The sequence below is a fragment of the Alkaliphilus pronyensis genome (assembly GCF_009017275.1).
Taxonomy (GTDB): Bacteria; Bacillota; Clostridia; order Peptostreptococcales; family Natronincolaceae; genus Alkaliphilus_C; species Alkaliphilus_C pronyensis.
The window spans coordinates 57,707-80,075 of sequence record NZ_WBZC01000012.1; the positions used below are offsets into that span (position 1 = coordinate 57,707).

General features: G+C 36.1%; 25 protein-coding genes. All 25 read right to left on the reverse strand.

Annotated features, from left to right (window positions below; all coding sequences use genetic code 11):
• Positions 1–55: 55 nt before the first annotated feature.
• Positions 56–1,663, reverse strand: a complete 1,608-nt coding sequence (locus F8154_RS04135) for an N-6 DNA methylase (RefSeq protein ID WP_243141164.1) — start codon at positions 1,661–1,663, stop codon at positions 56–58.
• A 373-nt stretch (positions 1,664–2,036) separates the two neighbouring features.
• Positions 2,037–2,513, reverse strand: coding sequence for a helix-turn-helix domain-containing protein (locus F8154_RS04140; protein ID WP_151860334.1), 477 nt, complete (start codon positions 2,511–2,513; stop codon positions 2,037–2,039).
• Positions 2,506–3,534, reverse strand: coding sequence for a P-loop NTPase family protein (locus F8154_RS04145; RefSeq protein WP_151860335.1), 1,029 nt, complete (start codon positions 3,532–3,534; stop codon positions 2,506–2,508). Before F8154_RS04145 ends, F8154_RS04140 begins: the two co-directional genes overlap by 8 nt.
• Entirely contained in the window at positions 3,512–3,679 is a 168-nt protein-coding gene (locus F8154_RS15025) for a hypothetical protein (protein ID WP_192930156.1), read from the reverse strand. Before F8154_RS15025 ends, F8154_RS04145 begins: the two co-directional genes overlap by 23 nt.
• Positions 3,680–3,688: 9 nt before the next feature.
• Positions 3,689–5,512 (reverse strand): VirB4 family type IV secretion system protein, encoded by a 1,824-nt coding sequence (locus tag F8154_RS04150; protein WP_151860336.1) that lies wholly within the window; start codon positions 5,510–5,512, stop codon positions 3,689–3,691.
• A gap of 58 nt (positions 5,513–5,570) precedes the next feature.
• Positions 5,571–6,926 carry an SIR2 family protein gene (locus F8154_RS04155; RefSeq protein WP_151860337.1) on the reverse strand — a complete coding sequence of 452 codons (1,356 nt, stop codon included), beginning with the start codon at positions 6,924–6,926 and terminating at the stop codon, positions 5,571–5,573.
• A 36-nt stretch (positions 6,927–6,962) separates the two neighbouring features.
• A complete protein-coding gene (locus F8154_RS04160) occupies positions 6,963–7,607 on the reverse strand; it encodes a hypothetical protein (RefSeq protein WP_151860338.1) in 645 nt (214 codons plus the stop codon).
• A 17-nt stretch (positions 7,608–7,624) separates the two neighbouring features.
• Positions 7,625–8,854: a C40 family peptidase gene (locus tag F8154_RS04165; protein ID WP_151860339.1), complete on the reverse strand. Its 1,230-nt coding sequence runs from the start codon at positions 8,852–8,854 to the stop codon at positions 7,625–7,627.
• A gap of 5 nt (positions 8,855–8,859) precedes the next feature.
• Entirely contained in the window at positions 8,860–10,902 is a 2,043-nt protein-coding gene (locus F8154_RS04170; RefSeq protein WP_151860340.1) for a hypothetical protein, read from the reverse strand.
• Between the two features lie 70 nt (positions 10,903–10,972).
• Positions 10,973–11,566 (reverse strand): hypothetical protein, encoded by a 594-nt coding sequence (locus F8154_RS04175; protein ID WP_151860341.1) that lies wholly within the window; start codon positions 11,564–11,566, stop codon positions 10,973–10,975.
• A 14-nt stretch (positions 11,567–11,580) separates the two neighbouring features.
• Positions 11,581–11,907 (reverse strand): PadR family transcriptional regulator, encoded by a 327-nt coding sequence (locus F8154_RS04180; protein ID WP_192930157.1) that lies wholly within the window; start codon positions 11,905–11,907, stop codon positions 11,581–11,583.
• A gap of 98 nt (positions 11,908–12,005) precedes the next feature.
• Positions 12,006–12,527, reverse strand: a complete 522-nt coding sequence (locus tag F8154_RS04185; protein WP_330577835.1) for a hypothetical protein — start codon at positions 12,525–12,527, stop codon at positions 12,006–12,008.
• A complete protein-coding gene (locus F8154_RS04190) occupies positions 12,524–12,916 on the reverse strand; it encodes a DUF4320 family protein (protein WP_151860343.1) in 393 nt (130 codons plus the stop codon). The genes F8154_RS04185 and F8154_RS04190 overlap by 4 nt, the downstream gene beginning before the upstream one ends.
• An 11-nt stretch (positions 12,917–12,927) precedes the next feature.
• The gene (locus F8154_RS04195; RefSeq protein ID WP_151860344.1) at positions 12,928–13,800 is read right to left on the reverse strand and encodes a secretion protein F; all 873 of its coding nucleotides are present in this window, start codon (positions 13,798–13,800) and stop codon (positions 12,928–12,930) included.
• Between the two features lie 14 nt (positions 13,801–13,814).
• Complete coding sequence (locus F8154_RS04200; RefSeq protein ID WP_151860345.1) at positions 13,815–14,744, reverse strand: type II secretion system F family protein; 930 nt, start codon at positions 14,742–14,744, stop codon at positions 13,815–13,817.
• Entirely contained in the window at positions 14,737–16,080 is a 1,344-nt protein-coding gene (locus F8154_RS04205; protein ID WP_151860346.1) for a CpaF/VirB11 family protein, read from the reverse strand. Before F8154_RS04205 ends, F8154_RS04200 begins: the two co-directional genes overlap by 8 nt.
• A complete protein-coding gene (locus F8154_RS04210) occupies positions 16,077–16,901 on the reverse strand; it encodes an AAA family ATPase (RefSeq protein WP_151860347.1) in 825 nt (274 codons plus the stop codon). The genes F8154_RS04205 and F8154_RS04210 overlap by 4 nt, the downstream gene beginning before the upstream one ends.
• A complete protein-coding gene (cpaB, locus tag F8154_RS04215; protein WP_151860348.1) occupies positions 16,888–17,736 on the reverse strand; it encodes a Flp pilus assembly protein CpaB in 849 nt (282 codons plus the stop codon). Before cpaB ends, F8154_RS04210 begins: the two co-directional genes overlap by 14 nt.
• 27 nt (positions 17,737–17,763) lie before the next feature.
• On the reverse strand, positions 17,764–18,177 hold the full coding sequence (locus F8154_RS04220) for a prepilin peptidase (protein WP_151860349.1): 414 nt from the start codon (positions 18,175–18,177) through the stop codon (positions 17,764–17,766).
• A gap of 3 nt (positions 18,178–18,180) precedes the next feature.
• Positions 18,181–18,555 carry a hypothetical protein gene (locus tag F8154_RS04225; protein ID WP_330577788.1) on the reverse strand — a complete coding sequence of 125 codons (375 nt, stop codon included), beginning with the start codon at positions 18,553–18,555 and terminating at the stop codon, positions 18,181–18,183.
• Positions 18,516–18,725, reverse strand: a complete 210-nt coding sequence (locus F8154_RS04230; protein WP_151860350.1) for a mercury transporter — start codon at positions 18,723–18,725, stop codon at positions 18,516–18,518. Before F8154_RS04230 ends, F8154_RS04225 begins: the two co-directional genes overlap by 40 nt.
• A 15-nt stretch (positions 18,726–18,740) precedes the next feature.
• Positions 18,741–19,580: a conjugal transfer protein TrbL family protein gene (locus F8154_RS04235; protein WP_151860351.1), complete on the reverse strand. Its 840-nt coding sequence runs from the start codon at positions 19,578–19,580 to the stop codon at positions 18,741–18,743.
• Positions 19,581–19,658: 78 nt separating this feature from the next.
• A complete protein-coding gene (locus F8154_RS04240; protein WP_151860352.1) occupies positions 19,659–19,898 on the reverse strand; it encodes a DUF6133 family protein in 240 nt (79 codons plus the stop codon).
• A 58-nt stretch (positions 19,899–19,956) separates the two neighbouring features.
• A complete protein-coding gene (locus F8154_RS04245) occupies positions 19,957–20,304 on the reverse strand; it encodes an Mbov_0395 family pilin-like conjugal transfer protein (RefSeq protein ID WP_151860353.1) in 348 nt (115 codons plus the stop codon).
• Entirely contained in the window at positions 20,294–22,363 is a 2,070-nt protein-coding gene (locus F8154_RS04250; protein WP_151860354.1) for a VirD4-like conjugal transfer protein, CD1115 family, read from the reverse strand. Before F8154_RS04250 ends, F8154_RS04245 begins: the two co-directional genes overlap by 11 nt.
• Positions 22,364–22,369 lie beyond the last annotated feature (6 nt).

A 22,369-nucleotide genomic window follows, 5' to 3' on the forward strand; every position in this document is an offset into this window, starting at 1 on the left:
TATACGATATGCAATCTTTCCACCGATTTTATTGTCCTATGAACAGGACAGTTCGTTAAAGCTTAAGTTCCTTCATGATTTCCTGATTTTGAGCTTCAAAATCTTCTTTTGCTTCTCTAATTTTTTGATAATAAGTTTGCTCATTTTTCTTAATACGAGCGCCAATAGTTTGAATGGTTTCTAAATCATAATCAGGAACTTCAATTGTTTCTAGCTTGCTGGCATTTATGACTTTGATGGTTGTTCCAGTTGTGACGTTTTCAAGGACCAATCTCCCAATTTCACTTTCAAGATATTTTTTTAGAACATATTGGTCATATTTGCTGCTGTTAACTCTGATTATGGTTAGATTGTTGGAAATGAAAGACTCCTTAAAATCATCCGGTACAATAACAGCTCTTGAAGTTGTACCTTTAGATGTCAGAATAATATCTCCAGCCTTAATATCATATTTACCATACCAATTAACTTTCTTGTCTCTAATACGCTCTTCATCGTCATATACAATGCCTTCTTCTTGGATATTCTTAATATTCAAGTAATAATGTGTTGGATTTCTACGAAGTGTCTCAAAATCGCTCTTACTTACTTGGACACCTGGTAATACCTCTGCAACCTCCTTGAGCTGAATTGTCTTACCTAATGATTCCTCTATGACTTTGGCATTAATATAGACACTAGGATTTAAGTTGTACTCGTTATCTGCAACAAAATCAGTATCCGTTAGTGTGCTGAATCCTTCTATTTCCTTATGTTCTTGTAGACAGCTTAGAATTTTATCAATGCCAACATCTGGGATCGTGTTCTGCCTTCTGTTAAGTCGCTCATATTCATTTGAAGCATCTACAAACATTATTTTCTTTTGTCTTTGATTACTTTTATTTTTATTGAAAACAATCAAAGCAGTCTGTATTGAAGTTTCAGCATATAAACTTACAGGTAACAAAACGACAGCTTCAATCATATCAAGATTAACTATTGCTTTTCTGATACCATGATCACTTGAGCGGAATAATGCTCCAGAAGCCGCTGTAACTATTGCTTTTCCAGTATCTTTTAGGGAATAAAGTCCAATTTGGTAATTCCCCCAATCTGCTGCAACTTTGCTAGGAAGTCCATATTCAAAAACTCTATTGTGATCTAGTGCTTTATTTAGAGAGAATGGCGCATCCATTAATACGTAGTCAAAACTATTCTGTTTAACATTGCTTAGGTCATAAGCATCTTTGTTTTTAATATCAATGTTATACATGCCATTTATAAACATCAATATCCTTGAAAGGAGATACGTGTTCCTATTGATTTCTTCTCCACAATAGGAAAAGTCATATCCTTGATTGGCTTGTTTCAGGCTTAAGCCAATACCACCGTATCCCATAAAGTAATCTGCTACTGAATCATTATCTGATAACTTAACAAGCTTAGTCATTATCTGCTTGATTGATTTTGGTGTCAAAAAATTGTCATTACCGATATCAGTTTCTGTTAACAGCATATTGATTAGCGTAATAATTTCGTCTTCTTTTTCTACGAATGAGCCGATTCTTTCCAACATTTCAAGTAAAACATTGTATTTGTTATCCCTAAGCCTATGATTATCTAGAACTAATGCTTTAAGTACACCTTGTAAGGGATAGTATTCTTCTTCGATCTCATCGATCACATTGTGCAAGATGCTAGTAAAATCATACCGATCTCTATCAATCAGTTTTTTTGATTTTAGTTCATACCATCTCAAAACTAGCGCTGAGGTAATAACTGTTCTAAAATCCACACTACTAGAACTCCCTCTAATACTGTCTGCTAACTTGAAAAGCATACTCTCATAATTTACTGCCAATATCCTCACCTCTTTTTTTAAGTATGTTCATAATTTATTTTATATTTCCGGAAAAATGAGCAGTCATTCTGCTCTTTGTAATTCAATAATACACTAGCCGATTCTGTATGTCAATAGTTATTTTTGAATTATGTGCATACTTAAAATTGAAGGTGCCTTTTTGTTTTCAATAACACTAAATATTAGAGTGAATAGTTCAAGGTATGCCATCGTGACATGGGGACCGTGACAAGCATTCTTCTAATAGTTCTTTAAAGTCTATTGTTGGTAAATCTATATTGATTGAAGCCTGATATGAGTAGTTAACATTCAAATAATTAGGCTCCGCATTTGAAACGTCAATAACATTATTATCCTTGTCCCTCTTATCCTCAACTGGCTGTGTATTATCTTGCTCATCTTCCAAGACCTGCAGATAATATAGATTGGAACGTTGACCACCTTGTACGTGAAAGCGACTTTCACGCACAAGAAAACCTACTTCTTCAAGATCATTCAGTGCTCTTTGTACCGTTCTAGTACTGATATTACACTCCTTCGCAATTGTTTTAATCCCTGGAAAGCAAGTCCCCTCGCTATCAGCACGATTGATTAGATAAAATGCAACTAGTGTTGCTCTTTGAGTTAATTCCAAGGAATAAACTTTCTCTATTAAAAAACTTTTACTATTCATACTTGACCTCCGATTTTCTAATAAATGGTTTAATGACTGTTGTCCATATGGATTCATTTGCATCCCCATCAAAATAATTAGGAGTGTAATTTGAAAAATAGATATCCTTATGAAGTTTTAAAAATTTGTGTTGATCTGGCTCTGCAACAAGAGAAAATATGGTGCTAAGTAATGTTGTATCTAACAGGTCCTTATATTTTTCAATGTCGTTTATCTCATATGGTTTACCCGTTGCACAAAGAACAGCTGCATCACAATTATTTCTAATAGCACTTATAATCTTATTATTGATAACCCCCATGTCATAAATAATAAAATCAAATTCATCATGACACTCTGAATGTAGCGAAAGGTATTTCACGCCATTATATAGAATGACATCATCTTTCGATGTCATCCCCTGATAAAATGCTGGTAGTTTACTTAAATGATCATGTTCATTTGCTTCTACATAGCAAACCTTTGCTCCGATACTTGATAAGTAATTGGCAAGATTAATTGCCATGGTGGTTGTACCAACTCTGTTTTGCACTCCCGTGACAGCTATCTTTACATCTTTCTTTGAGAATTTATACAAATTAACTGATGTATTCAGAGCATATTCATCAGGAGCAAGCTTTCGCATAATATCTCTCTTACTAATGCCTAAATCACTTATGGATTTAAGAAATTCTGATCTTATAGATTCAATATCCTCGGCTATAACGATATTAAAAATTCCATTCTCAACAAGCTTAAGGGCTAGATCATGATGACTTTTCATGTCCTCAATATAAAATATCATTCTCGAAGTGAACATCTTTTTATACGCGTTTACAGCTTCCATAATGTCACTGTTTGAATCTTTAATGGCATTAAGGTCAATAACTATATACTGAAAGTGATTTAAGCTTCTGAGATCTCCAAGGACAAACTGTCTAAGTGAAAAAGTACCAGATAGCTTCTTAATGATGATGCCATGCTCATCATTAAGAAAATCCAGCAAGTTGATTTGGTCATTACTCGTTAGGTATAAAAGCATCGTTTACACCTCCCTCCTGCTCAATTTGAAAGTCCTTTGGAAGTACAACATCAACTTCCTCTGGTTCATACATGAATAGCATAATAATGCCAATAACAACGATAACAATATAAATCATAAGTTCTATAACAAGTTTCTTCTTCAAAACAATCGCCTACCTTCCTCCGGAATTTCCCATGAATTTAAATTTATAATCAGGAATCTGAAAATTGACATGGAGTCTTTTTGAGCCAATCATAACAAGGGCATTCCCTCTTTTCTTTTGTGCCAAAAGCTGTTCTTCTGCATCTGTCAGATTAAAAAGCTGTTTTGTTTCAATTAAGTTCATGCCATCACAACCCATTAATATTTTATAAGCAGGGATATCTAATAAGGCTTGTCCATACATTTTGACTTTAGGATCAAGAAAATCAACAACTGAATGTGAGATGATTGCGATTCCTGCTTCATACTTCCTTGCTCTTTTTTCTACATTTCTTAAGAATACCAATGACTGTGGGACATTGGGGTCAATCATCAGATAGCTTTCATCACAGATTAAGAGCACTGGTTCTGTTCGATCTAAGCTCATCTGTTGCCAGCACCAAGTTAGGATATTGAAGTACTGAGTCCTTTTAATATTGTCACTGGTATTTTGAAGATCATGGGTATCTAAGCAAATACATTTTGTTTTGGTCTCAATTGAACTTTTCCCATTCCATAAAAAAGCGTCACTACCAAGAGCAATATCTTGAAGCAGTAACGCCAGTTCTTCATATTCAGTTTGTTCATTTGATGATATCAGGTTATCCTTTATTTTTGCTTTCAAAAGCTCATACAAATCAAGAAACACGGGGAAATCTTCATTAGATAGCTTATTGATATTAGTATCCCAATGGATTCCAAAGTTATTATAAAGCTCAATCAAAGCATTTTTAAGAATGGCCTTTTGCTTATCTGATATAGATGGCAAATATAAACTAAAGAATATTTCAAGGTTTTTCATGTAAATGGCCATATCGCCCATGCCATTACCTTCATCCTTATAGTATTGATCATCTTCATCCACTGGTGTCGGTCTAATTTGAAGTGGATTAATTTTACCATTGATACCTCCACCAGCATTGATCCAATCACCATCAAGTGCCATACATAGCTCTCTCATTTCTCGTTCCGGATCAATGAATATAATTTTTGTGCCCTTCATATACTCCGAAAGAGCAATATGCTTAACGACGGTACTCTTGCCAACACCAGCCACGCCCATAATCGTAAAGTTTGTGTTGGTTCTGTCATTGCCTCTTTTCCATGGATCAAGTACAACAAGACCACCTGTGTTATCTCGTCCAAAATAATAACCGGTACCGTCATTGTAACCAGAAGATGAAAAAGGAAAACCCCCGACAAAACTGCTCATTGGAATAACTCTTTTAAGAACTTCTCCTATGGATTCATCGAGGGTATAATATGGGGCAATGCTTTTGTAAGCATCTTCTTGTAAATTAGCCATGATTCTTAATTTTGCTTTGCTTGTTGCTATAATACTTTCTGCTTTTCTACAAATCTTTTGAAAGTTGTTATCTTCCCTTGCTATGGCCATGATGGATATAATCATAGTTCCAACAGTTTCACCTTCCCTGTCAATTTGTAGCATGATTTTTTCACCATCAAGTGCGGCTTGCTCTGCTCTTTGTCTAATCAAAGGATCTTTGGCTGATTCCGCAGCACCTCTGTTTTGAATTACACTCTTTGATAATCCTGAAATAAATTCTCCATTATCAATCGGAATGAAAGTAATACCGACCACCGTTCCTGGTATGTTTGTAATCTTAGCTAGCCATCCATAATCCACTTTTTGTGGGTACTTGACTACTCCATAAATCCGACCTGTGTTTTCACCAATAATCAGACTGTTTCTTTTGATTTCAAGGCCGATTGGGGTGATGATGTTAAGTAGGGTATTATTTAAACTGCTTTGAATATTTTCAACTTTTTTCATTTTTTCCTCCAATAAAATAAGCACTATAGCCAAGAACTATAGTGCTCATTAGTTTTAATCATATTGATAATTCATACGGTTGGTTTAGTTTAATTTTCTCTAATAAATCTATACAGTCCTGTGAGTACTTATGTGTCTTCGATGTTTTTCCTGTCATCACACATATATGATATCTATTGTCACTTTTTTTAATATTGATACTTTTTTCTGTTTCTATAGCTTTAATCAAGTCGTTGGCATGTGACCAATATGAGAATCCAAGCTTATTTGCGACATCCGTTAGCGTATATGGATAACTTATATTGAAGGCACTTGGGTTTGATAAAGTAGTAATACCATATATCTTATTTATATCCGCTTCTTCGCCAAGTGCTCTTTCAAGAGTATCATAGTCAATTTCAATGGTTTTCTTAGGAATATCTGTACGAACCAACTTATATGTTCTAGATAATAATGCTCTAAGTAACTTTGGATTTACATTTTCTATAGCATTCTCATTTATAAGTGATTCATAAACCCACGAGAAATCTGAGGCAGTGATGTTGTGAATGCGTAAACTTTTTTCATTTTCTAATCTTATTAAGGTCTCAACTGGATAAAATTCATTTTGATTAACTTCTTCTTTCCAATTTACCATAAAAATATTTGGAACCAATTCATTGTTAGATGCTAAGATTTCATCAATATCTGATAGTAAGGCTTGAATATTTGGATCACCTACCCCATATCCAAGTATAATGATAGGATGTTCCAAAAAATAAGTTAGCAACTTGGCACTCAAATATTTCTTTTTCTCATTAAAATCACAGTAATCCTCCTCATGAATTACAATGCTAGATGGTTGGCTAACACAGCCATGAATTTTGAAAATTTCTCCAATACTTGTGTATTGTGTTTTCAAAATTTGCTGACCAATTACTGGTACATATTCTGAAAAAACCATTTCTACAAATCGATCGTAGTTTGTAGTAATTATTGCATGAGGTCTAATTTCTTTTAAAAGGCTTATTTCACTTTGGAGCTCTGGTGATAATTCGCCAATATCTTTAGGTGTAATTTTGCTTAAAAATTCCGAAACTTTATATTTGAAAAAAACATCAGCATTATGCTCTCCAGTAAATAATAATGGATCAAACTCTTCTCGTCCACTAGACCATGCCCACTCTGAGTAACATTCAGCTAACTTAGTCCCAATTTTTATGTTGTCTTTATAAATTTGCTTGTAATAAGCAAACTCCTTTGCTATAGGGTTATAAGCAGATAATTCATGTAGTAATTCGGGCCAGTTAGGAGCATTAAAATATCTTTTTGATAATCCGCTTCCAATAAAAAGAATTGGCTGACATTCCATAACTTCTAAACATTCATTTAATTGTTCAATTGATAATTCCTTATAAGTTTGATAATTTGCCACTTGATAACCCCCTTAATTACATATTAATATCTAATTTTATGCATCGAGATACACATAAGCTGGATTATTGATCAAATTACATAATCTAACAATCTCTTGCTCTTTGATTATATCACAACGAATGTTCACACTTTCAAATTTTTGGATAAATTCTTTACATTCCTTCAAAAGTTCAGGCTCAATCCCCTCTCTGTATTTATTCCACAGCATAATATAGAATTGGCGTTCAATAACTTCACCACTGGTAGCAAAATTACTTATTTCCATTATTTCATTTCTAAGTAGCTCCTTTTGCTTTTGATCTGTCGTTTCTGATAAAAGACTTTGATACTCGTTCACCAGTGGTGTTATATCTACAGGTCTTGAGACAGCTAAAAACTTAAAGGGTTTCTGAACACTGGATAATTCAGCTGTTAAAACCTTTGAAATCTGTTCTTTTTCACTGTCTGAAAACAAATCTATGCTAATGGGATGAATCTTAATATAAGCGATAATCTGCCCATCTCTCGTGTATAAGAAATTGTCATGAATATCTTTCACATTGACAAATTCTTGGGCTGTCTTTTGTTTTTCTGATATTTGATTGTTCTTTGCTTGAATGGGTCTTTTTAAAAAGAAAAAGGCTACTGCTCCTGCAATAGCACATAATACAATCATAACAATTGGTAATACTGGGTTCATGTTTTACCTCCCTAATTTTAATGGATTAGAACTGCCGGTCTTCTATAATATTGAAAACCAACACTTTCTGCTGTTGCTATTGAAACGTTATTAGCACCTGATGAACAATGGACAACCAATATCTGTCCGTCATTATTTCTGCCTACAACGATACCAATATGATTAACCTTTCTTGTTCCTGGTGTTGCAAGAAAAGCAAGATCACCTAACATTGCTGTACTGGCAGGAATACTTGTTGATAAATTCCATTGAGCTGTTGTGCCATGTCCTATGGTTGACTCAATGGACTCAGCAGCTAATCCTGCATTTACAAATGTCCACGTCACGAAGCCTGAACAATCTAAACCAAAGGGACGTATTGTACCTGTAGATGAGCTTCCCGGTGAAGTTACTTCCATATCTGTTCCAAAACGCTCATCCCATCCCATGGCAAGACTTTTTCCACCCCAGAAATATTTTACTTTACCAACTAAGCTTTCCGCTGCTTCAACAACTTTATCACCTTCAATGATTACACCTTCAGGTATATAACTGTTTATAATATCTATCTCTTCTCTAGTTAAAAATGTTTTGACATCATTTGTTGCCATCAATACACCATATCCACTTTTTCGCATTTCAACAATCATCTGGTTCTGTACTTCATCAAATCCATATATTTCACTGATATCTTTAGCTGTCAAGCAATCTATGGTAATAATTTTAGTGGTGGTCGTAACTGTTTTAGTCTCTGAAACTTGTTCACCCTTACCATTGGTTGTTGTGACTACAACTTCTTTTGATGAAGTCTGATAAGTTGTCTTAAACACATTCATATCCCAGTAGACCTTTTTAAGCCTTTCCACTTGCTTATCAGATAACACGGCAATCTGTTCAGCATCATCCTGTGTTACATTGTATTTCACAGCAAAAGCAATCAATACATCTTCTGAATTATCAATGAGAGTTCCATCTTCACTTCCCATTACTATGGTTTTAATGGTATCAGCAGAAGAATCTGATTGCTCTTGCTGAATGCTATAACTAAACTCTTCTTTCATTTCATTTAACACGCTAATCGCTGAGATAGATTCATCATGTCCACCAAGTATTGAAAAGAAGATAGCAAATGGTGAGGATAAAACAAGTAGAATCATTATAAATGGAACAAGGCAGGCGATCAAAATGATTCGCCTGCCCTTTTCATCTGACAAAACTGTTGTAGCAACCTTTGCTACCGCCTTTAGTGTTGCTGGATCTATTGCCATATCTATTACTCACTCCTTTTGGGACCAATATGCCAATCCATATATAAATCACCATCAATGGTCACATCATCATTTAGATTAATTCTAAGCATGCCATCAGGGGTCCACATATCTATTATTTCTGAATAGACACTATACCTTCCATCCATAAACCACAGCGGCGTAAAATGGACTCTGCTATTATAAGTTGAATACTTATTTTCCTTGAATTCAAATTCACCATACCCCCTTGCATCCAACAATCTCCAGTAAGTGTCATAATGAAATTCTGGAAAATAGGTGATGACATTTTGAGCACTGGTTACATGAGAGCTTGGGCCATTTGTTGTAGGATAGGTAGATACATTGATATTGACACCATAACCTGATTTCATTTTCTCGCCATCTGCGGTTGGAGATTTTTCATCCGGTTCCAATGTCATCGTGCCTGTGAGACTAGCACTATAATTTGTATATTCATATTCCCAGTGCCCTTCATCTACCCAGTGACCATTATCAACCCATTCACCTCTATCAACCCAGCGGTATCTTCTGTGTCCTGGACAAGAATCATCATCTCCATCACCATCAGTATCCCTGCATCCACCAGAATGATGATAGGTATAGTAATCCTTCTGCCAATCAGATTCCCATTCCCATTTTGGATGCCATACCCATTTTGGAATCCAATTACAATCATACACACCCCAGTTCGCATTAATTTTCTCTGCTTTTACCGGAATACTTGGTAAGGTAAAATGATCATTTCGGTCATTGGCAGTTGGATTTGGTGGCTCACTTAAGCTTAAATCGACAACTTTACCAATCAAAGTAGTACTTCGACTTGTTCCATCGATTTTAGCTGCACTGTTTCCACTAACATTTACTTGAATTGTTACGTCACCAGGCGTACTTGGAGTATGCCATTTGAGCCAAACTAGTTCTGAACCACCACTAGGAATAACGACTTCTGTGCTTTTTGAATAGCCATTGGCACTTATAGTAACGGTGGCAGTATTTTTAACCGGATTGTTGTAAGCTGCTTCACTTTCATGACGGTTATCTGGAGTTATGTCATCACTTGCATAAATACGAACCGAAGTAATAACATCTGTATCAACACGATACTCATAGTCATACTCTGTATCATTTTCAACGACATTAACCGCATTCGCCTTTAATAGACGCATTCCCCAGCCACCGCCTGCTATGATACGATCCAAATCCCAATAAACATTATCAGGAAGTGCTGACGTTACCGGATAGCCAAACCAACTTTCTTCTAAGAAAATTGAATTTGGCAAATCAGAATGGGTCATTCCTGAAATATATTGTCCATCAGATCCACCTCTAAAATTAAAATACCCTAGCTTTTGAGCTAAGGCATATTCTGTGGCAGTAAAGGCTAATGTAGTTGTTCGGTCTTTTAGATATGAAATAATCACAGGTTCGTAAACAATAAGCCAAGGTACTTTGTTCTGATATTGGCTATCAACTTTAATGGGGAGGATTTCTTCTGCGGGATAATGCATTGTTTCACCTTCAATATTAAAAGTTATACTTTCAACTAATCCTTCTCTCGTTGTTCCTCTTTGAGTTGCAAAGTAATTAATAAACATATCAAGTGTATTTACATCACCAAAATAGGATTTCACAGACCCAATATTGCCTCCATTTGTAATTGGTATTGGCGGCGGATTATCAGTCACTATAATTGGATTATTGTTAGGCGCTAAAGCATCACCCTGCAGATAATTCACTTTATTCTCATTGGCAAAGAACACATTTGATGACATTGAGAAGTTGGACGGTTTTACGTATATGGGGTTTGTGCCTATCATTTTCCAATCCGAGTTTAAGCTTGCATTCTTATCAGCTTGATCTGATAATCCAACGTATACAGATACCTTATACATGTATTCACTACCACGGTAAAATCCTTTTCCATCCAGTGCGTTACTTGTATCACCTGAACCTGTATCAGCATTGTCATCAGCATAAATGGGGATAGAACCAACCAATAATGTCATGATAAGAAATAGCCCTAGTAAACTATTAAATTTCTTCATCTTATTTATTCCTCCATAAAAAAAGACAGCCCCTTTACAATAAGAGACTGTCATAAATGTTTGCTTTCAATTAAAATTTATCGCCTTCACCAGCTTTTCTACCATCTTCATAATAGTCTTCGCCATTTGACTCTATAGGTTTTGCTGCATTAGCAGGATTAGCAAATGGGTTTTCAGATGGTGGCACTAAATTACTTTCGCCTTCCTCCTCAGCTACTGGCTCAGGTTTTGTCGATTCCTGAGGTTCATTCACCACAACAACCTCTTCCGTTTCAACAACCAAATCTTCTTCATTGTACTCTGGTACGTTAGCCATGTCTTCTAAATCATCTGTTGTTTCGGGTATGTCTTCTGGTGCTTCTAGATCTGGTTTTTCTGGTGGTTCAGGTAGTGGTTCGTCAATAGAAACTACTTCTTCATTATCTTTTACTACCTCTGTTTCAGTATCCTGAATTTTAGGTACTTCAACAACAGGCTTAACTTCTTCAGATACCTCAATTTCTTCTATAATAGGCGTGTTATCTTGATTTTCTGATAATAAATTCTCCTTAGTTACTTCCCCTGTGTTTAGCTTCGAAATAATCAAGGCACCAAATATTACTGCAACTAAGATTAATGCTACACCTGTAAACAAAGACGCTTGTCTTGAATTCATTTTTTTCATATTCTACAACCTCCTTAGGTTTCATTCATAATCAACTTTACTTCTTCTAATTTTTCTTTGAGCATATCCACTTCATCTTGAAGGGCTTTCTTGCCCTCTTCTGTCAGTTGATATGTTTTCTTGTTTCTTTCTTGACTGCTTTCGTCAACCTGTTCTATCAGATTAAGGTCTACTAACTTTTTAAGCGTTGGGTACATAGTTCCAGTCCTTACTTCAAGTCTACCCTTGGTGATATTAAGTATATTTCTTGTTAGCTCATACCCACTCATCGACTCTTTAGATAGTGCCAATAAGATATAAAAGCTTGGTTCATTCAAACTTATAGACGTTTTATTTTTCATGTTCATCAACTCCAATAACAATATGTATAATTTATACATGTACTATATATACATATTATCATCAGAGAATTTATTTGTCTATACTTGGCTTATTCTTTTCAGAACTTGGGGCTATATCCAGCATTAACTTTAAGTCGAATCTCCATTGGCGGTAAGTGTTCCCAACCAAATGATAATGGTACTAGTAGTGTCACCCAAGCTTCTGCTTCAAATCTATTGTTATTGTCACTGGTCGCAAAAGGTGCATTATTAATGTGAATATCCAAATCATATAAACTATATTCCAAATACCCACCCGTATATTTATTGCCACCAATCAATCCCAGTTTATCACTTAACTTCATAAGCACTGCACCTGAATCAACTCGTTCTTCCCATCTATCCATTTCATCTAACTGATAACCACCAGAATATCCTTCTCTTAAGGCATTGTAGACTTCATCATAGTTTTCAGTCGCTACTGCAATAACAGAGGATTGCAAGGCATCTCTGACACCGCTTGCTATGATATGTAGTCTTAAGTATTCACTTGCAACTGTAAAGAGAAGAATCAGACATAAAATAATGACAATGGCAATGATCGCTGCACTGCCCTGATTATCTTTTATAATTTTCATCACTTATGATATACCTCCGATCTACCTGTTGCTTTGGCCGTTAATGTAATCGGGAAGGAACCAAATTCAAAAAATCCAATATCTACAGGTAATGTTAAGACAAGACTAAACTCTTCATTGAGATCAATATTCCCTGATGTTGACCAGCTCACCGTTGGGTCAATCCCAAGACTTGCCCTAAGTTCATTTTTCTTAGCTGTGGTTTCTGAACCAATTCGTCCCTCAATCTCTGCCACTCTTGCAAGCTCATTAGCAAATGTGTTTAAATCACTCTTCACTACAAAAACCGGATAGACCTTAACTGCCATAGCAATAACCATCATGGCTACAAGGACAACTACCACTACATCAATATACCCTTCTCCCCGTTTTGACTTTAAAATCTCTATCATTCGACCACCTCCTAAAATAGTTTCCCAAGGGTTTCTATAATTTCAACAAACATAACCGATAGATACATCATCAAGAAGCAAAAGAGCATGGCAAAGGAATATTTCCTTATCTTTGCCGGTCTTTTCATAGCGATTGTCTTTAATCGTTGTAATTCTAATTGTTTCAAATCATGGGACAGCATTTGAAAATAGACCACCCCATCATCACCTCTAAGTACACCAATAAGCCCACGAATCGTTTCAGATAGCGATGGGCTGTTGAGCCTTGCCTCCATTCTTGTAAGGGCAGATTCATAACTACCTGATTTCATATCTGCCACGGTAATCTCTAGCTCATTTTTAAAACTCTTGCCTGCATTTTGCTTATAGGTTTCTAGGATGTTCAGCACATTTCGATTGGCTTTTAATTCCTGCGACAAGGTTGAGACAAATCGTGGCAATTCAAATTCGATATCTTCTCTTCTTTTTCTAACTGATTCATCGGCACTACGGATTTCTTTGAAGTAAACTGCTACTGCTAGAAACAATACGACTGGAAATACCATGGGGAAAATAAATAAAGCAGGGATTATAAAAAGTAGCATCATCCCTGCTTTTAGCCAAGCTCTTGCAACAAAAGTTTCTGGTGAGAGCTTAATATTTGCTGATTTTAAAGTCGCTGTAAGTCTTCGTCTGCTGTAATCCGTCATATGGACAACTTTAGATAATCTAATCGCCCATTCATTGATTAACACTTCAAAATTCTTTGATTTTTTTCTTTCTCTTTTATCTATGACGTGAACCGCTTTAACAGCTCGTCCTGAAGGCAATTTTAATAGGTCCTTCAAAATCAGATAGACACCTAAAGAAAAGGATATCGAAAATAAAAGTAAAATTTGAATCATTCTATCCCCCCTTTCTACCTCTTGTATTCTACAGGTTTAGATAATTTAACAACGGCTGCCAATGAAACAAATATGACGATACCACAGATTGCCAGCACAAATTTACCTATACTTGTGAACATCAAGGTATGATACCAATCTTTGTTGAGCATATACATGAGTGGTATGTTGCCGATTAACAATATGGCCATGGTCACAAACTCTTTAATAGGTTCATATAGAAGATAATCAAGTTCTGCTGAGACCATTCTCATATCTGATAATTTAGATACTATGGGTGTCAGAGTACTTTTAAGGTTTTTATCTTCCTGACAGTCAATAAGTGCATCAACCCATTCATGAAATACAGAACTTTCGATTTTAGATTTTAAGCTTTCCAGTGCCATTTTGGTATTGGCATTGATAAGCTTTGTTTGTGTTAAAAAAGCACGAAACACATCCTGGACTGGAGGATTGATATAGTTGACGTTTTCTTCAATTGCAGTGATAATACTCTCGCTTCTTAAATACGATGTTGTAATTATTGATAAGGCTGTTTCCAATTCACCGTTTAATCCCTTTTTCCATTTTGTTGCTGTAAATTGGATGTACCAAAAAGGAAGTAGTGAAAACCCAATTGCCAGTACCGGTACAAGGAACATATTATTGAGTGTTATGGCAATAAAAAAGCCAAAGGTCATAAATACTAGAGATAGCATGACGATCAGCATAAACAGATTCTCTTTATTGGTCATTTTCAGTACATGTTTGGTTTCTTCGATAAGTTTTTTCAGTCCTTTTTTCTTTTTCTTACCGGTTAATGCTTTAATTCTTTCGTTTAATGGCTGTTCCTTATATGCATACTTTTTTAGAATGTCTGTTGCCATATCAAAAGGAGAAAGTCCAAAGGTAATAAAAAGACCACCCGACATGGCAATAAATGCAATAAACAATAAACTATTCATGGGCTCCACCTCCTTTAAACCTTTCTAATAGGCTACTTGGCATGCCATTTTCAAGGAGCCTTTTCTCTAGAGAAAGTGATATATCATTGACCTTTTCATAGTTTCCAATGATCTTAAGCTTTCCATCTACAAAGGCATTATCCGTCACATTGAATTTATAAAGTGTTCTAATTTCTCTTGAACCATCTTCTTTGATCTGGCACTCCGTTATTTCCATGATATGCCTTGAATTGTCTTCTAGCTTCTTTGAAAAAGCAACAATGGGAAAGGCTTCTGTTACCAGATTATAAAGGGTCCTTTCATCCATATCATAGCGCTGTTTACAAAGGGTTACCATTCGATAATAGGTGGCAATACAAGAGCTGGCATGAATAGTGGTAGTTACCCCATGCCCTGTCCTTGCAGATTCTTGTGCGAAAAAGGCTTCTTCCGATTTCATCTCGGCTACACAGATATAATCTGGATTTACCGTAAGTCCTGTTTCAAGAAGTTTTACCATGGTAATATTCTGTTTTGGATCATCACTATGACGTGTTACAGTGTGGATAACATTGTTGATAACTTCACCTTTTTCATTTTTTTTGACTAGATTAAACTCTCTTGTGCCATTTTCAATGGTATATAGTCTCTTGTTATCCGGTAGTGTTGAAAGAATCCAGCTCATAAGTGTCGTCTTACCGCTAGACGTTGCGCCTGTTATACAAAGGCTTTCACCATATCGGTGGGCCAGTGACAGAAAATCTAGCATTTCCTCGCTTGCAGTATTTTGTCTGATGAAATCCTCTTTGACCAGTTTCTTTGGATTGACGATACGAATCGATACTGCAACACCAATTGCTGGATCAATAACACCTTGTCCCAGAACTGTGATTCTGATACGCTCCGATAAATGCCCTACAACAATAGGCTGTGACTGGTCTAGGATCATACCGCTTTTATGAAGCAGTCTTCTAATAACATCAATGGCATGGCTTGGTGAATTAAAGGTTTCTTTTATCGGTAAAATTTCTCCATTCGAATACGTGACCTTAATATCATTCCAGGCGTTAATGTTGATTTCTTCGATGTCACTTCGAAAAAGATACTTGGTTAGGAAAGAATACTCTGCCATTTCTGAGTATAGGGTTTCTACCAACTCGTCTAGGTTCATATCTTCAACCGCTAAGGAATAGTCCATCAAATACTTAGTGATATAGGATTTCATCTGTTCTTTTTGATTTTCACTGTTATGGGATATTAAAATTGCATATTTCCCTGATATATATTCCTGAACCTCGTGAAGGATATCAGAAAAATCCCGTATATTCTTTGCAGGATCTAAAAACACACCACTCATCTACGCATCACTCCCTTTTTTAGAAAATCCATTTTAAGCTTCTTTTCCTTTTTTACTTTTTCTTTCCCACGTTCAACTTGATCAAAGAACAAGACAGCCATCAGCTTATGAAGTTGATTATTATACCCCTCACTCTTTTTGTCTGTTAGTGATTCAAATAGCCTTGCTTCTAACACTTGTCGCTGAAGTTCTTCACTGTACTCCAACTCATTCTGAATGCCTCCAAAACGATTACCAACGATATCTTTAGGCATTTCCGGTTTCACATTTGATAGTACTTTGATATGATTCTCCACATTGAATTTTCTCTCACCTAATAATGGGAGCGAAGCATCATAATAACTAATGGCTTTTAGGTCTGGGGATATTAAGCGAACAACTTGATCTGATAGTTCAAGCGCACCTCTTGACAGTAAATCATGATGAAACTGACAGCTGCAATCCACAATAATGTGATCAGCAAGATGCTTTAGCAGTATGAAAAAATCAAGGACTCTCTCTTTCCCGTAATCTGCATATGTTCTGATGTTTTCTCCATGAAGATAGCTTAGTACACTTAAGTTCTTAGTCTTAGGGACTGGAATGCACTTTGTTAGAATGCTTTCTTGAGAAATCTGAACCGAGGACATCAATGCTCCCAATGACTGCTCCTTAGTTTCTGTAAAGGGAAGCACAGTATGAATTGCAGGAGTATAGGGGTCTGCCATGACCAATATAACACTTTTATTTTTCTTAATCAGTTCATTTGCAATCTTAATGCCCAAAGTGGTTTTTCCACTATTGGGATTGCCCCAGACTGCAATAATCTTATTGTTCTTCATCGTCACTTGCCTCCACTTCTTCCTCCACTTCTTGATTACTTTCTTGTGTCACATTTTGATTAACATCATCATTTTCATTTTTATCAGCTTGTGCTTCATCTTCACTTTCAGATAAAATCAACATTTGCTCATCTAAGAACTTATCTGCATTTTCCTTGTCACCACGATACACGAAGACTACATGAATTTTACCCTTAGCTTCCATCTCAGCAAGTACTTTTGCCTGCGTGTCATTCACCTTTAATGTCAATGTAGCTGGTAATTCTTTATCTTGCTCTATTGCTTCTTGATCCAATTCATATTCATTTGTATCAAGACCTGTTCCAGCTGTCACTGCTAAAACTTTAACATACTGAAGTTCTATCGGACTTACAGTTTCTCTCATGTCTCCATAGTCAGAAGCCATGACCTTAACAATATCTCCCGGTTCCAATTTTCCTGATAAGCCAGCAGCAAAGCTTTTTATACTGACAGATATAGCTCGTTCACTGCCATCAAAATCTGTTAAATACTCATAATTTGCTAGGGGCTTGCTTGAAATCTTAGAGTTTAAAACATAATCCCCTACATGAAGTTCTGTTAAGGCATAATTGCCGATAATGTTTTCTTCCTGACGTAAAACTGTATCCGGTAGATTATATCCACCGATTTCAACCGTTTCTATCATCTTTGATGTTATAAGTTCACCCTTTTGAATATTCTCTGTTATTCTTGCAACCGATACCTTCTCAGAAATCGCCCGATTGAATAAAGGGGTCAAACCAAAACAAATAATTAAAGATAGCACAATACTGGCTATCCCTAGAATGGTTCTGTTTCTTAATATTTTTTTCATCGCTAGTATTCCTCCCGTTCTTTTCTTTTATAACATTACAAAATTGGCTATTATACAGCCTGCTCCCAGATATGGTCCCAGTGGTATGCTTCTAGTCATCTTTTTACTTCTAATCACGCTATAGGCAAAATGAATGATAATGGTAAGCATGAGTCCTACAATACTCGCCATATATCCTGCTTGTAAACCTAAGTAAAATCCACAAGCAGCCATGAGCTTAATATCACCACCACCTATGCTGTTATCTTTTAGAAGTGCCATAATAAAATACGGTAAAGGAACTAGTATCAGCCCTAATACTGCTGGTAGGGGTTCCATATCAATCAATCCAACAAGCATGATTAGCACAGGTACATAATCCGGTATTGTTCTTGTCTTGAGGTCTATTATGGCAGCATAGATTAGAAGCATAATAAAGGCTAGCATTTGAAAAACTTCCATAGGCTACCTCCATTCATCTTGATACTTATAAGGATAAAATTTTTGCGACCTGGTAAAACGAATCATAAACCCTACCTGATCTACAACCGATATGTTGGATCGGTCTTTTGTCAACATCATGACACTGCCTGCAATTGCCACAAGAATAGCGACTATGCTCACAACCGTATTCTTAAATATCAAGTAATATAGAATATCAAGCATACCAATAACTATGGTCACAATAATGGTCTTGAATAACTCTTCTTTACCGAATCCATCAAAAATCTCAACCCTTGTTTTCAATCCTTGAGGAATATACAAGGGATTCTTTTTTCTTTCTTCCATAAGCACCTCCATCACATGTAATAACTCATGACTAAATCTTTTATCTGCCATATGCTCTCTGCTAAGACATAAAAGACTACTGTATTTTTCATCCTCTTTTTATAGCTAGAACCTTGTTCTTCATCAATCCCTATATGGATAAAGCAGTGTACAACTCTTAAAACTGCTCCAACACGAATTAAAAGGATGAAGGCATCAGCCATTTCTTTTAATAGATCCACTGCCTTACCACCCTTCTATTTTTTAAATACCGCTTTTCCCATTTGATAGATTCGAGCAGTTGAATAGACTCTATTCATCATGCCACCGCCGCCATTTCCACTTGAAACAATCAAGAATTCCTGTAAGAACTTCGGTGTCCTTAAGGCTAACAAAAGAGCTGCTAAGCCCCAAAACACATGGGCATTGAGCATTAAGGCAACCCCCAGTTTGGCAAGTACAATCTGTACCAACACTGCCGCTGTACTTTGAAAGAACTTTTGAATGTAGGTTCTAAATACACCATTATCTTGATCCATCAACCCCACACAAGCCAAAGGTAAACCTATTCTAAGAATTAAAATTTCAAGTCCTCTTGTTAGAAACTGGATATACAGCATGAAGAAACAGATGAAAAAGATGATGGACACAATACCTGTAAATATCCCTGCGCTCGTAATACCAGTAATAACACTACTGAAATCCGTTGCCATATCATTGGAGATTGTGGTGATTAGTTGACTGCTTAAATCTTCAACAATTTCAGCCAACCATCCATATAAAGTAGGAAAACTTATAGCTATAGCAAGGGATTTAAAGAAACCTGTAAGAAGCATAATGGGTTCAATCTCTGCATCACCCTCTGTCCATAAAATGTATCTCTCAAAACCTTTCTTTAGAAACTTCAAGACAATTAGAGAAACACCAAAGGAAAAGAAAATATCAAATATGCCACTTATCCCACTGGTTCCAAGAAGTGTGTCCATATAGTCTTCGGCATGAAGGGCAATTGGAACAAGACCATCTAAGAGTGTGTTTACATATGCTAAGCAGCCAGTTAATATGGCACCAATTAATAGCATGATGACGTATTCCATTAATGTGCACCTCCTTCTTTGATAAAGATTTCAGGGGCTAAAAAGCCCCTATTACTTTATTTTGTGATTTCCATACAATTAGCTAACGCCACCACTGAAATTGAACATGTCCTGAATACGTTGTCTTAGAGTTGGCAAAATTACATCACCAAAAAGAGCATACAAACCTGCTAACAGCAAGGCTCCAATGACAATTGATATCAAAATCTTAACCGCTGAATCAACCATTCCTTCACCGCTATTTCCTGAAAGAATTGCTCTTCCCTTAATCATTACTTTTACCATTTCCATTTGTGCTTTGTTCATTAACTTTTTCATTTCATTACCTCCGTAAATTTAAATATGTTTTTTATTTTTAATCGGGACTTGCCCATGATTAAACGTAGTAACCAATAATCAGATTAAGTGTTGCTGAAGCTAGAACTGCTCCTATAACTGAAACAATCACCGTAACAATACGGTTGTTCCATTTCTTCTGATCAATTTCATCTGCTGCACTTCTTCTGATGAAGAAATAAATAATCAGCAAAACACCAACAATCGGTGCTAAAACCATAAGCCATGTCGTTACATCTTGAATCAGTTTTTCAGTCCCTTTGACTATTTGACTGTCTTGCACAGTATCAGCCATCACCGGAACTGATGACATCATAATTACGCCTAGTGTTCCAATGACCGTCTTTAAAAGACATCCTGCTTTCACTTTTAGTGGTTTAAGATTCACCTTGTTCACCGCCTTTCATATTTCGCATATAAACAAAATTCGATTTTTCTTCTTGGGTGTAATACTCCCAAATGTTCCATGTATCAATGGAATTAGAAGCTTTTCTTTGATTTCGTTTTCTTTCTCTTAATTCACGCACCTTTCTGTTGTGTTCTTTGTCTCCAAGTCCAAAGAGGGTATTAAAAAACCACTCCGATAAATCAGGCAATTGCATCATTGCCGGGTGATTTCTCGAAGTGATTAATGTATAAGGTCTATTGATTCGTCTGATTTCATCCACCGTTAATAAGGATCGGTGGGTCAGATTAATGCTATGGGAACTTGACGGATTAGAATACTTACCATGAGATGAGCTTAAAGAGTAAGTGGATACGGTGTAATTCCCTAGTTTCTTTGATATTTCATCCAAAGTAGATAAATCATCCGCCTGAAGATAAAGCCATGTTTCACAGTTAGATTTAATAGTGCCAGCGACTTCTTTGCCATACTTCTCATCCAGTTGCATGAGGCTTTGAAGAAATAAATTAAAGCGAATGCCTCTACCACCACCAACGGTCAGCTTATTAGCAAAGTCGGGAATCTTCACAAAGTTACCGAACTCTTCTAGCATGAAATTGACTCGTCTATTTAAACGTCCGCCTCTCTCATCAGCATTTTTAACCAATTGCATATAGCATTGATTGACAAAGAGACTGGCTAAACTGTAATAGGTCGTCTTTTCATCAGGAAGCACAATAAACAGTACCTGCTTGTCTGTTCCCATTTTCCTTAAGTCAAAGTCACTGGCCTCTGACATAGAATGTATGAGTGGGTTTGTAAAGAGCCTTAATGTTGTCAGTGCTGAAGTATAAAATGAGCCTCTAGTTTTACTTGGAGCAACTTCACTTATGGCAAGTAAGGCTTTTGCTGGATGATGAGCTGGCATGTTCTTCATGTATTTGATAATAGGCATTGCCCCATCCACTACTTTGCACATTTCGCTTATGAAGAAATAGACATTACTCATGTTTTGATATCTTCTATCTTTACCATTACGATTGTCATAAACGACTGCCATAATGGCACTGGCAATGATGCTGGCTTCACCGTTGGTCCATATTTTTTCATTATGGCTATTCTCTGGTACAAGGGCAGCTGTTAAGTCCCATGTGGCATCCACTGCTTTAGGAATATTATTTTCATCAATGGCATCGATGACTGGTTGAAGGAAGTTATACCGATCACTCTTTAGTGGATTTTTAAAGTCAATGCAAATCACCTCATAACCAAGAGCTTCAAAATAGGGATAAGTGTAAGTGAAGATTTCACCTTTTGGGTCACTAATAACTAAACTTTCAGCAGAAAGCCCCAGTAGTCCAACAGATTGAAGCACGACAGACCTTGTTTTCCCTGATCGTGTTGCACCAATGCAGAGACTATGGGTATCTTCATCAATGTAAAATATCTTTTCTGTATCACCTTCTTGATGAAATCCAACAACGATACCGCCTTGGTTTAGCTTGGGTAACGGATACTCCTGCGTATCGGTTTCTGGCAAGTCTTTTTTATTTGACTTTTCATTACTTCTTTCTGATAGTCTTTGAAGGGTTTCTCCTTGGGGTAAGTTTTCTTTTTTTGAATAGTGTTCTTTTTCTTCATCCTGCCTGATCCTCTCCATTAATATTTTCAATTCGTTTTTCCTAAGTTTTATAGATTTAAAGCCTTTGTTCTTTTCTTCTTCTGTGAGCCATCTAGCTGATCCAAATTGCATTTGTCCTGCTCTAACCGGCGTTGATATATCCGGTGTAATGGCCTCTAAATCTGATTGATAGGGTTTCATATTTGCCAGATAGAAATAAATAGAGCACAGAAAGATAAAGCCTTGTAAATAAAGAAATAGCGACAAATGTTGACCACTTACCGCTATACTTTCAAAACATGATTTTATTGGAACAAAGGTGAGCACCTTCATTTTTCCTGACAATAAAAAATGTAGGTTCGTGGAAAAATAAATGTTCATCCATAAACCTACAAGAAATATTAGTGCTGATATTATCAGCTTCAGTTGTTTATACTTCATTTTTTA

Bases quoted from the DNA above. Each gene is read 5' to 3' on its own strand.
- F8154_RS04145 (WP_151860335.1), bottom strand. From the start codon at position 3,534: ATGCTTTTATACCTAACGAGTAATGACCAAATCAACTTGCTGGATTTT.
- F8154_RS04225 (WP_330577788.1), bottom strand. From the start codon at position 18,555: ATGGCAGATAAAAGATTTAGTCATGAGTTATTACATGTGATGGAGGTG.
- F8154_RS04170 (WP_151860340.1), bottom strand. From the start codon at position 10,902: ATGAAGAAATTTAATAGTTTACTAGGGCTATTTCTTATCATGACATTA.
- F8154_RS04180 (WP_192930157.1), bottom strand. From the start codon at position 11,907: ATGAAAAATAAAACGTCTATAAGTTTGAATGAACCAAGCTTTTATATC.
- F8154_RS04140 (WP_151860334.1), bottom strand. From the start codon at position 2,513: ATGAATAGTAAAAGTTTTTTAATAGAGAAAGTTTATTCCTTGGAATTA.
- F8154_RS04150 (WP_151860336.1), bottom strand. From the start codon at position 5,512: ATGAAAAAAGTTGAAAATATTCAAAGCAGTTTAAATAATACCCTACTT.
- F8154_RS04250 (WP_151860354.1), bottom strand. From the start codon at position 22,363: ATGAAGTATAAACAACTGAAGCTGATAATATCAGCACTAATATTTCTT.
- cpaB (WP_151860348.1), bottom strand. From the start codon at position 17,736: ATGAAAAAAATATTAAGAAACAGAACCATTCTAGGGATAGCCAGTATT.
- F8154_RS04240 (WP_151860352.1), bottom strand. From the start codon at position 19,898: ATGAAAAAGTTAATGAACAAAGCACAAATGGAAATGGTAAAAGTAATG.
- F8154_RS04210 (WP_151860347.1), bottom strand. From the start codon at position 16,901: ATGAAGAACAATAAGATTATTGCAGTCTGGGGCAATCCCAATAGTGGA.
- F8154_RS04160 (WP_151860338.1), bottom strand. From the start codon at position 7,607: ATGAACCCAGTATTACCAATTGTTATGATTGTATTATGTGCTATTGCA.
- F8154_RS04190 (WP_151860343.1), bottom strand. From the start codon at position 12,916: ATGATAGAGATTTTAAAGTCAAAACGGGGAGAAGGGTATATTGATGTA.
- F8154_RS04220 (WP_151860349.1), bottom strand. From the start codon at position 18,177: ATGGAAGTTTTTCAAATGCTAGCCTTTATTATGCTTCTAATCTATGCT.
- F8154_RS04195 (WP_151860344.1), bottom strand. From the start codon at position 13,800: ATGATTCAAATTTTACTTTTATTTTCGATATCCTTTTCTTTAGGTGTC.
- F8154_RS04200 (WP_151860345.1), bottom strand. From the start codon at position 14,744: ATGAATAGTTTATTGTTTATTGCATTTATTGCCATGTCGGGTGGTCTT.
- F8154_RS04175 (WP_151860341.1), bottom strand. From the start codon at position 11,566: ATGAAAAAAATGAATTCAAGACAAGCGTCTTTGTTTACAGGTGTAGCA.
- F8154_RS04235 (WP_151860351.1), bottom strand. From the start codon at position 19,580: ATGGAATACGTCATCATGCTATTAATTGGTGCCATATTAACTGGCTGC.
- F8154_RS04165 (WP_151860339.1), bottom strand. From the start codon at position 8,854: ATGGCAATAGATCCAGCAACACTAAAGGCGGTAGCAAAGGTTGCTACA.
- F8154_RS04205 (WP_151860346.1), bottom strand. From the start codon at position 16,080: ATGAGTGGTGTGTTTTTAGATCCTGCAAAGAATATACGGGATTTTTCT.